The 9392-nt window shown below is 66.1% G+C and carries 9 protein-coding genes; 5 read left to right on the forward strand and 4 right to left on the reverse strand.

The genetic code is table 11. The features are described 5' to 3' along the window. Positions 1-123: 123 nt before the first annotated feature. Positions 124-303: a hypothetical protein gene (locus ACRDUX_RS41715; RefSeq protein ID WP_526423577.1), complete on the reverse strand. Its 180-nt coding sequence runs from the start codon at positions 301-303 to the stop codon at positions 124-126. A 131-nt stretch (positions 304-434) separates the two neighbouring features. Between ACRDUX_RS41715 and ACRDUX_RS41720 the strand changes: the two genes are divergently transcribed. Beyond that, positions 435-830, forward strand: coding sequence for an XRE family transcriptional regulator (locus tag ACRDUX_RS41720; protein WP_526423579.1), 396 nt, complete (start codon positions 435-437; stop codon positions 828-830). A 197-nt stretch (positions 831-1027) separates the two neighbouring features. Here ACRDUX_RS41720 and ACRDUX_RS41725 read toward each other — a convergent pair whose 3' ends face one another. Then, positions 1028-2077, reverse strand: coding sequence for a zinc-binding alcohol dehydrogenase family protein (locus ACRDUX_RS41725; RefSeq protein ID WP_526423581.1), 1050 nt, complete (start codon positions 2075-2077; stop codon positions 1028-1030). Positions 2078-2095: 18 nt separating this feature from the next. Next, positions 2096-3742 carry a CocE/NonD family hydrolase gene (locus tag ACRDUX_RS41730; protein WP_526423583.1) on the reverse strand — a complete coding sequence of 549 codons (1647 nt, stop codon included), beginning with the start codon at positions 3740-3742 and terminating at the stop codon, positions 2096-2098. A gap of 163 nt (positions 3743-3905) precedes the next feature. Between ACRDUX_RS41730 and ACRDUX_RS41735 the strand changes: the two genes are divergently transcribed. Then, on the forward strand, positions 3906-4817 hold the full coding sequence (locus ACRDUX_RS41735) for a LysR family transcriptional regulator (protein WP_526423585.1): 912 nt from the start codon (positions 3906-3908) through the stop codon (positions 4815-4817). A gap of 26 nt (positions 4818-4843) precedes the next feature. On the opposite strand, the gene ACRDUX_RS41740 is transcribed toward ACRDUX_RS41735, so the two are convergent. Beyond that, a complete protein-coding gene (locus tag ACRDUX_RS41740; RefSeq protein ID WP_526423587.1) occupies positions 4844-5689 on the reverse strand; it encodes a cutinase family protein in 846 nt (281 codons plus the stop codon). A gap of 234 nt (positions 5690-5923) precedes the next feature. On the opposite strand from ACRDUX_RS41740, the gene ACRDUX_RS41745 reads away from it, so the two are divergent. The 3 genes from ACRDUX_RS41745 to ACRDUX_RS41755 all read left to right on the forward strand — a co-directional run. Beyond that, positions 5924-7489, forward strand: a complete 1566-nt coding sequence (locus tag ACRDUX_RS41745; protein ID WP_526423589.1) for a PucR family transcriptional regulator — start codon at positions 5924-5926, stop codon at positions 7487-7489. A 122-nt stretch (positions 7490-7611) separates the two neighbouring features. Next, positions 7612-8967, forward strand: a complete 1356-nt coding sequence (locus tag ACRDUX_RS41750) for a type III PLP-dependent enzyme domain-containing protein (protein ID WP_526423591.1) — start codon at positions 7612-7614, stop codon at positions 8965-8967. A 41-nt stretch (positions 8968-9008) separates the two neighbouring features. Beyond that, positions 9009-9392 (forward strand): amino acid permease (locus tag ACRDUX_RS41755; protein WP_526423593.1); only part of this gene is annotated, 384 nt, incomplete at its 3' end.

Raw genomic sequence — 9392 nt, forward strand, 5'->3', positions numbered from 1 at the left:
ATTTCTCACGGGAAGAGGATTAAGTGAAAAAGATGAGGTGAGGTTTACCTAACTAAAGGCAGGTTTGCAATGACCTGCGTCACGCCTGAAGCCGAATTCCGTCATGTCAGCGCATACCGGGGTTCACCGCTCCAACCTCAGCGCCTGGACTGCGCGAGTACCGGTCGACGACGGCCGGCGAGTCCGTCCCTTGGCCGTCATGGCGCCACCGACGACGAGATCGGACACCAGCTTGTCGACGTGAGACTTGGTGAGCTTCTGCACCGGCAGCTTGCGTGCCGCTCGATCGGAGGTGCCTTTCAAACCGTCTGGGTCCCTGCCTGATCCCCTACACCCGCCAGGGTGTTGATTCAGGTGTTGTTTCAGGTGTAGTTTCCGGTCGTGTGGGGAAGTCTCCGGGCATAGAGAGATTCGAGTTGATGCCGGGAGGTCCAATGGCCGTCTTGACCGCGGTCGCGTCGGAGAAACTCGACACCGACGCTGCCACCCTCCCCATCCGGGAGATAGCTAGCTACCTGCAGGGTGCTGTAGGGCAGCGTGTCGCCGCAGCTGTCGCTGGGCTAGCTGACGCAAAGCAGATCGGCCGGTACGCACGTCCGAACGGGCCAGAGCCGCACGACATGACTGACCGCCGACTGCGAGCGGGCTACAAGGTGGTGCGGATGCTCGTCGATGCCTACGACGGCAAGACGGCGCGCGCGTGGCTGTTCGGTACGAACACCCGCCTAGACGACCGCGCGCCGGTGGAAGTCTTGGGCGAGGCCGATAGCACAGCCGATTTCGCAAGCGTGGTGCAAGCCGCCAGGCAGGTCGCTAGCTTTCAGGCGTGACCGTCGATGCCGACCCGTTGTGGCGAGTTGGGTATCACGAAGACCCACTCGGGTTTGTTCCACTCGAACTCTGTACGTACAGCCACCGCTTCGACGACGCCGCGAAGCGCTTCCGTACCCTTTACTTGGCCGAATGCGACTTGCGGGTTGGGTCGCCTGGTTACGTCCGGTGACCCCTACCGGACGCTCCCCCGCCGTCAAACGGTGACGACGAGTTTCTTGGCGGAGACGCCGGCCTTGAGCCGTTCGAGCGCATCGGGAATCTTGTCGAGTCCGTCGCCAACGACGACGGCTTCGGGGGCGGCTCGGTAGGTGCCCTTGGCGAGTGCGGCGGGAAGGAAGTCGACGTAGATTCCGGGGCCGACTTCGTTGTCCTTGAGGCTTCCGCCCCAGATGCCACTCACCTGGACCCCCTTGCGGCGCCGGAACAGTAACTGCATTCGGGTGATCAGCGCCGGCTGGGCGGACGCGATACGACGGCTCCCTGGCACTCTCGACGCGACCGCCAGGGTCGGCGGGAGAGCACCGTCACCGATCGCGAGTGTGCCCGCCAACGGACTGTCGCCGATCGCATCGACGAGTTCATCCACGGCGGTGCTGTTGTGGTAGTCGACCGTTGCGACGGCACCGAGTGAACGCAGGTAGTCGAAGTTTCGTGGCGAGGACGTGGCGATGACGCGGTACCCAGCATTGCGCGCAAGCTGAATCGCGTTGATGCCGACGCTGGTTGACCCACCCCACACGAGCACCGTCTGCCCGCGATCCACCGCGTCGATCGTGGGTAGGGCCAGCCCGAGGTGGTCTTGCTGGAACAAACCGGTCGCCGCGGTCGACATCGCCAACGGCAGAACCGCCGCCTGCTCGAAGGGCAGCTCGTCCGGGATGGGCGCGACCATGTACTGCACGAGCACCGCGTACCGCTGAAAAGCGCCCTCTGCCGCGCGATTCCGGTCCCGCTCGATCCCGCCCGCAATACCGACCACGCGATCGCCCGGCCGCAGGCGCGTCACGTCGGATCCGACCTCGACGACCTCACCGGCCACATCACATCCCACGACGGCGGGGAACGTCAGCCACGGCAGGATCAGCCGGTAGGCGAAACCGGGCATCCCGTCGATCGGATTCACCGCGACCGCGCGTACCCGCACGACCACCTCGTCGGCTGCCGGGCGGGTGTAGGGGGCTGCTCCTAGCGCGAACTGCGCTCCACGCTTCGGAAGCCACAGAGCCGTGTTCTCGGGTGTCATCTCAATTCCACTTTCTTCTCATCGACTGGCGGATACCAACGGCAGGATCAGCCGGGAACTCCCGTGGTGGACGGTGTGTGTGCACTGGCGTAGCTGGGTGCCGGTACCGGGTGGCGCGCCGGTGCCTTGGTTGCGGAGGTACTGAGGGAACGACCCGCCCGAAACCTGTAGCCGCAGGCGGTGGCCGGGGGCCAGCCGGTGCGCGCAGGGATGCAGTTGCAGCCGCACCAGACCGTCTTCTGTGGTGATGTCGAGGCGCCGAAACGTTTCGGTGACGTTGCGGGAGCGGCCTTTCGGGTCGACGTCGCAGAGCCGGACGAACAGGTCCGCGTGCGGATTGCTCCTGCCGTGGACGAGTTCGACGACCGGGGTGCCGATGATCTCCAGTCCTTCGGTGAGCGGCGGCCCGGTGAAGGTCAGCACGTCCGGACGTACCTCGAGTTCGCGGTTGTCACGCACCCCGGCGGACATGTCGATCAGCGGTCCGGCGACGGTCGGTGTCGGATCAACGGGGTCGTAGACGAACGTGGACCTGCCCCGTTGCGGCTGTTGGCCGGTGAGCCGCCCGCCGGGCTGGAGGTAGTGCACCTTTTCGGTGCTCGGGGGTGGCCAGGCGGCGTATTCGCGCCATTCGTCGGCGCCGGTGACGTGGATGCGGACGGGCTGATGCCGGCGTGAAACCGGTTCGCCGGCAAGGTGTTCGGCCAGCCAGTCGAGGTTTTCGCCAGCGAGCTCGCCTTGGCCGCCGGAGACGGTCGCCTGGTGTATCCACGGGCCGACGGTCAGGGTCACGTCCAGCCCGCGTTCGTGAAGCACCTCGTACTGCTGCATGGTCTGCGGAAGTATCAGGTCCTGCCAGCCGGCGACCAGCCGGATGGGCACCCGCACCTTTTCCAATGCGGCCTCGGCGTTGAAGGGAGCCCAGAACGGGTCGGCCAGATCCGGGTGGGACAGCATGTCCCGGAACCACGGTGTGCGGTACTTGAGGGAGGCGTCCGCGGCATCGGCGAGTGGGAGCGCCGCGACGGTTGAGGCGTTGAGCCGGGCGGACCTCGCGAAGATCAACATGACGCCTGCCGGCCCGAACCGTTCCTGGTAGTTGCTCATCCGTGCCCAGGTGAGCATGTCGTGCAGCCGGAAAGCGCCTGTGCTCCAAAGGAACTTGCTGGCATCGTGGAAGCCGGCGACGACGATCGCGGTGCGCAACTCCGGCGGTGGATCCGTCAGCAGCGCCCACTGCGTCCAGCCGACAGCCGAAGCGCCATAGGTGGCCAACCGCCCGTCGAACCACGACTGCTCGCGCAACCACGCCACCGCGTCCTGACCGTCGTCCATGTCGAACTCGATGGGCCTGAACTGGCCACCGGAGCCGAATGTGCCCCGGCAGCTCTGCACCATCACGTGGTAGCCCTGTCCGGCGAACAGCCGCGAATCCATGTCGACCGGCAGGCCCCGCCCGTACGGCGTGCGGATCAGGATCGTTCCCCGGCCCGGCGTTCCGACGGGAAAGTAGTGATCGGCGAGCAGAGTGACCCCATCCCGCGCGGGCACGGCAAGGCCCCGCTCGACCCGAACGCCGTACCGGGCCTTCGGCAGCTTCCATCGCCGCGCAACCACCCGGTCCAACAACCGGGCCGCGACGCCTGGCCGCTCAGCGATCGTCATCCTCAGACACCTCCGGTACTGGAAACCCACCACCTACCTTCCGGCCGCGACCCATCATTGGTCCAATGAAAAGATCGCAACGCGCAATACGAAGTCCGCATATTCGCAGTTAGAACGCTCTATCTGTAGACGGGCGCCATCCCTACGGAGTTACGCTCGACGTATGCCCGAGCCGTCATCGCATGCCGTCGACCTCGACCTGAAGCTGGTGTGGTGCTTCACGGTCGTCGCCGAACACCGGCATTTCGGGCGCGCGGCTGAGGCGCTGCACACCACACAGCCTTCACTGAGCCGCCAGATCCGCCGCCTGGAGCATCAACTCGGCGCACGGCTGATCGACCGCAGCCCGCAGGGCAGCCAGCTCACCCAGGCCGGCCAGGTCTTCCTGCCACTGGCGGAGAAGCTCGTGCGCTCCGCGAACCAGGCCATCACCAGTACGCAGGCCGCAGCGCAGCCGAGCCGCATCACCATCGGCTACCTCGCCGGCCTGATCGTCACGCCGGCCGTGCGCGAGATGCGCCGCCGCCATCCGGACGCCGACGTCCGCGTCGTCCACGTCGGCTGGGACGACCCGTGCGCCGTGTTGCAGGATCACCGTGCGGACGCGGTCGTCACCCGACTGCCGTTCCCGACCGACGGGCTCCGGGTGAGCATCCTCTACGACGAACCCCGTTCACTGCTCGTCCCGCGTGATCACCGGTTGGCGGGCAAGGAATCCATTGTCCTCGAGGACATTTCGGGTGAACCGATGCTGCGCGTCAAGGATTTCGCGCCCGACTGGCACGCATTCTGGCGCGCCGAACCGCGCCCGGACGGAGCCCCCGTTCCCGACGGCGCCTACATCGAGGACCTCGCCGACAAGTTCGAGGCCGTCGCATCCGGGCAGGCCGTCTCCATCGTCCCGGCCCACATGGGCAGTGTCCGACCCGATCTGACGCTGGTGCCCATCGAAGACATCGAACCGAGCAGGGTCGTGCTGGCCACCCGTGCCAACGACAACAACCGTCTGCTCGCCGCGTTTACCAAATACGCGCAGGCGCACATCACCGGACCGCAATCGACCGGCCAGGATTGAGCGTTCCCCCGGGGGTCATCGCACGGTCAGGTCAACGGCGCGACGCCTGAAGGCTGTACGAGGGTGACAGGCCCGGGAAGCGGTGCCGGACCGGGAAGCGTCTCGGGCGTCGACGCGATGTGTGGCGCCGCGCCCTGCGAGGGAGCGGACAACATCGCGGGGTTGGGCGTCACCGGCGCGGTCGCGTCAGCGGCCCACATGGCTTGCAGTCGCTGAGCTACGAAGGTCGCGCCCTGGCCTACGAGGCCTGACTCGACGTATTCGTTGTGCGCGGAGAAACTTCTCCCGTGTGGGTCGCACACCAAATCGTTGTCGACACACAAATCGACGGCCTTGGCCGCGTAGTTGGGTCCGACGACGACATCTGGGTCGTTGATCGCCTTCATGAAGCGCGTCGACGGCTTTCCGAACAGAGCGACGGCTGCCACATGATCGGCCACCTCAGGTGGCATCGGTGTGGGGATGTCCAACGGTGAGACACCATCGGGCACCACACTCGCGGTGACGAACCCCATCACTGCCGCGCCTTGGGAGAAGCCGCCGAGCACCATTTTGGTGTCAGGACAGCCCGCGGCGGTCGCAATGATGTGGGCGCGCGCATCGGCGATGCCCTGGATGGCGGTCGCAAACTCCATGGTGGCGGGGTAGTCGACGGCGTACACGGCGAACGACTTCGTGCCCAGCTGTGGGCGCAGCGAGTCAACGAACGCCTGGCCGACAGGACCGACGCCAGGCGCTTCGGTGGTGCCGCGGGCGAATACGACTTCGGCATCGGGGCACGGTGCGGCCGATGCCGTCGGCACGACCGCGGACTGCATCGTCGACAACACCGCCGCCGCTGCTATCGCCGCAGCAATTCCCAATTTCCCCATTGGCACATCCTGACACAGTAGTCAACGAGGCGCGCCGCGAGAAAGCGAAGCCATAGAGAAACCTCAAGAACAGACAGCGGGCAGTCGGAGGGCGGAGTTATAACGCGGTCTTGCCGGCGCTTGGCGCGGATCGCCAGGTCGTAGGGTATGAGGTGTGGCAATTGGCTATCTGCAACCGTGACTGACCCCAGCTTTGTTCTACCGCTGTCTGCGCTCGTTTCCGGTGCAGCCGGCATGCTGGTCCCCTTCGTTGCAGGAGCCGAACCGGAAGGTGATCCGGTGGTGCGGGACGTCGTCCTGCACGAGCCCGGCACGCGGGCCGACTACAGCGACGCCATCGTGCTGGTGAGTGCCCGCGTCGAGGATCGCTTCGCACTCGGGTCATTGCTGGACGAAGTCGGGACGGCCGCGGCCGTCGTGCTTCCACCGGACGCGACAAGAGACCTGTCGCCGTTGCAGAACCAGCAGGCCCATCTGTTTCGGCGTTCCCCCTGGGTGGGGTGGACCGAACTGTTCAGGGTGCTGATCCGGCTTCTCGGCGCCGGCCGCATCGTCACTCCGGCACCTCAGGTGGACAACTTGGAGGCGCTGGCCCGCTGGATCAGCACCAGGAGCGGGGCACCCGTGACGATCGAGGACCTGGATTCGCGCGTGCTGGCGTATGCGGTCGTCGGTCGGGACGTCGACCCCATCCGGAACCAGACGATCCTGCGGGGTGCGGTGCCCGCATGGCGTATCGAGCGGTTGATGGCCACGGGCTTCCTGCCCGCGGTCTGGCGGTCTGACGACGTGGTGGTGCGCAATGCCGAGGATGACGACCCGGCACGCATGGTGGTGGCCCTGAGATCCGGGACCGAAACCCTCGGCACGATCTGGGCGGCGCTGGACGACGACACTGATCGTGAGGAGTTGCGGCAGCTACTGCTACAGGTGCGCCAGCCCGCTGCCGCCATGCTGCTCCGGGAGGTCCACCGTGACCAGTACGAACGGCGGCTTCAGGAGTCGGCGCTGGTCGACCTGCTCTCACGTGGGATGGACCCTGGGGTTCCCGCTTCGCTGCTCGGACTGCAACGCGATACCGGACATGCCGTGGTCGCGCTGGGAACCGATACTCCCTCGTCTCGCTCCCTGATGTTCCACATCCAAGCGCTGCGCACCGGGGCGAGGACGGCACGTGTGGGGTCCGACCTTTTCGTCGTTCTGCCGCTCCTGGACGACGAGTCCCGGGAGGCGGACGTGGCGGGCTTGCTGATGGAGCAGCTGGCTCGAGTTTCTCGCGGCCGCGACGACGTGATGTCGGTCGGGCCTGTCGCCCATGCCCTTTCGGACCTGCGGCTCTCCGCGCAGGTCGCTCGGCAGGTCCTCGACGCCGCCTCGCTCAAAGGTTCGGCACCACGGCCCCCGGCACACCCTGGTCCCAGGGTCCTCACTGCGGCCGACGTGCCGGACGCGCTGACCCTGATCCTGGTGGCCGACCGCCTGGCCCCGATGGCGCACTCCATCGCAGAACCGCTGGAGGCCTTGCACGAGCACGACTCCGACCACGGAACCTCGTTCGTCGACACCGTCGCCGCGGTCCTCGCGCATCCGGGAAATCTGGCCGAGGCGGCGCGCGAGTTGGGGATTCACGCCAATTCACTGCGGTACCGATTGGAGCGGATCGGCGTGGTTTCCGGCATCGACCTGCAGTCGACGACATCACGACTTCGACTGGCTCTCGGCCTTCTGCTCTCGGAAAGGGATCGGGGCCGCCGGGCCGTGCCTCCCGTCGAATCTGATGACGACAATGGACCCGTTTAGTGCATTTCGGAGGTTCTTACCCGGGCGGCATGACGTGGCCCTCAGAATCAACTGAAGATCCGTCGGGAATTCCTCAGCCCGCGTGACTCTCACCGAACGGTCCGTCTCCATAGAGTTCATCTGTGATTGGTGGACTATCGTGCGCTGAACGCGTCCTGCCCGGCCCTGACACGCTGCAAAGCCGCCGCGAAGAGGTCGTAGCCGGTGTGGCGCGACAAGCGTTCATCGACGACCTGAACCCGTTGTGCGGAGTCATCGACCTGGACACGCTCGATGAGCTGATGCACGCGGTGAACGAGACCTACCCGACTGACATGCCCGCGCTGCACACCATCGCGGCGAAGGCGATCACCCTGCGCCCGGTCCTCGTGCGGTTCGCGCATGCGGGATTCGGGTGTGAGGTGGCCAGCCCGGGCGAGCTCGGGCTGGCCCTGGCTGCCGGCTTCCCTGCGGATCGCATCGTGCTGGACTCCCCTGCCAAGACCACGACGGAGATCGGCAGCGCGCTCGAACTGGGCATCTCGTTCAACGTCGACAACTTCGAGGAACTCACACGGGTCGATGAGGCGATCGCGCGGGTGGGCGTTCACCGGTCGGTCATCGGTGTGCGCATCAATCCGCAGACCGGAGCGGGTGCCATCGGCGCCATGAGTACCGCGACGACAACGTCCAAGTTCGGTATCGGTTTGGCCGATCACCGCGAAGCCCTCATCGACGCCTTCGTCTCCCGGCCGTGGCTGACCCAGCTGCACGTGCACAGCGGATCCCAGGGGCTGAGCCTGCCTCACGCCGCCGAGGGAGTGCGCCAGATCGTGGACCTCGCCGAAGAGATCACCGCCCGTATCGGTCGTCAGCAAGTTCAGCGAATCGATATCGGAGGGGGGCTCCCGGTCAACTTCGGCTCGGACGACATTACCCCGACCTTCACCGATCACCGTGCCGCCCTGGAGTCCGTGGCGCCCGAATTGTTCGATGGGACATACATTCTGGTGACCGAGTTCGGGCGCGCGTTGACGGCCAAGGCCGGCACCATCATCGCCCGGGTCGAGTACACGAAGGTGACCGGCGGCCGGCCGATCGCCGTCACCCATGCCGGGGTACAGGTCGCCACCCGCACGGTCTTTGCGCCGGACGCGTGGCCACTGCGGGTCGACGTGTACGACGCAGCGGGGCAGCGTCGACAGGACGAGCGACGAGTCCAGGACGTGGCAGGCCCAGCATGCTTCACCGGTGACATGCTGGCCGTCGGTCGCGAACTCCCTCGCATTCACTCCGGCGACCTGGTGGCCATTCCGGAGACTGGCGGCTACTACTTCTCCAGCCACTTCTCGTACAACGCGCTTGGGCGACCCGCCGTCTACACGATTGGGTCCGACCCAGAAGGTCACCGGCGCTGGTCTGTGGCCCGTCGCGCCCAATCGATCGAACAGATCGTCGCCGAGGCCGGCGAACCGTCTCTCGTGCCCCTGCCCGCCTGAACCCGCTGTCCCCGTCAACCACCCACGGATCGAGTTCTCACTTGTCTTCATCCACCGAACCCCGCACCGGCCTGGCCAGGTCACTGAAAACGCGGCACATGACCATGATCGCCATCGGAGGCGCCATCGGTGCCGGGCTATTCGTCGGTAGCGGAGCGGTCATCCAGACGGCCGGCCCCGCAGCCATCATCTCGTACTGTCTGGCCGGCGCTCTGGTTCTGTGCTCGCTGCGCATGCTTGGCGAGATGGTGGTCGCCAAGCCCAAGGCCGGGTCGTTCGCCGACTACGCCCGAATCGGCATCGGGCCGTGGGCAGGATTCACCATTGGCTGGTTGTACTGGTACTACTACGTGATCATCATCGCGGTGGAAGCGGTGGCTGGTGCACAGATCCTGCACGTGTGGGTCGGGTTGCCGCTCTGGGTG

Source organism: Mycobacterium sp. (genome assembly GCF_050701675.1).
Lineage (GTDB): Bacteria > Actinomycetota > Actinomycetes > Mycobacteriales > Mycobacteriaceae > Mycobacterium.

What these genes read in the sequence shown, in the direction of transcription:
- ACRDUX_RS41745 (WP_526423589.1), top strand. Translation starts at nt 5,924, where the DNA reads ATGCTGGTCCCCTTCGTTGCAGGAGCCGAACCGGAAGGTGATCCGGTG.
- ACRDUX_RS41730 (WP_526423583.1), bottom strand. Translation starts at nt 3,742, where the DNA reads ATGACGATCGCTGAGCGGCCAGGCGTCGCGGCCCGGTTGTTGGACCGG.
- ACRDUX_RS41740 (WP_526423587.1), bottom strand. Translation starts at nt 5,689, where the DNA reads ATGGGGAAATTGGGAATTGCTGCGGCGATAGCAGCGGCGGCGGTGTTG.
- ACRDUX_RS41720 (WP_526423579.1), top strand. Translation starts at nt 435, where the DNA reads ATGGCCGTCTTGACCGCGGTCGCGTCGGAGAAACTCGACACCGACGCT.
- ACRDUX_RS41725 (WP_526423581.1), bottom strand. Translation starts at nt 2,077, where the DNA reads ATGACACCCGAGAACACGGCTCTGTGGCTTCCGAAGCGTGGAGCGCAG.
- ACRDUX_RS41735 (WP_526423585.1), top strand. Translation starts at nt 3,906, where the DNA reads ATGCCCGAGCCGTCATCGCATGCCGTCGACCTCGACCTGAAGCTGGTG.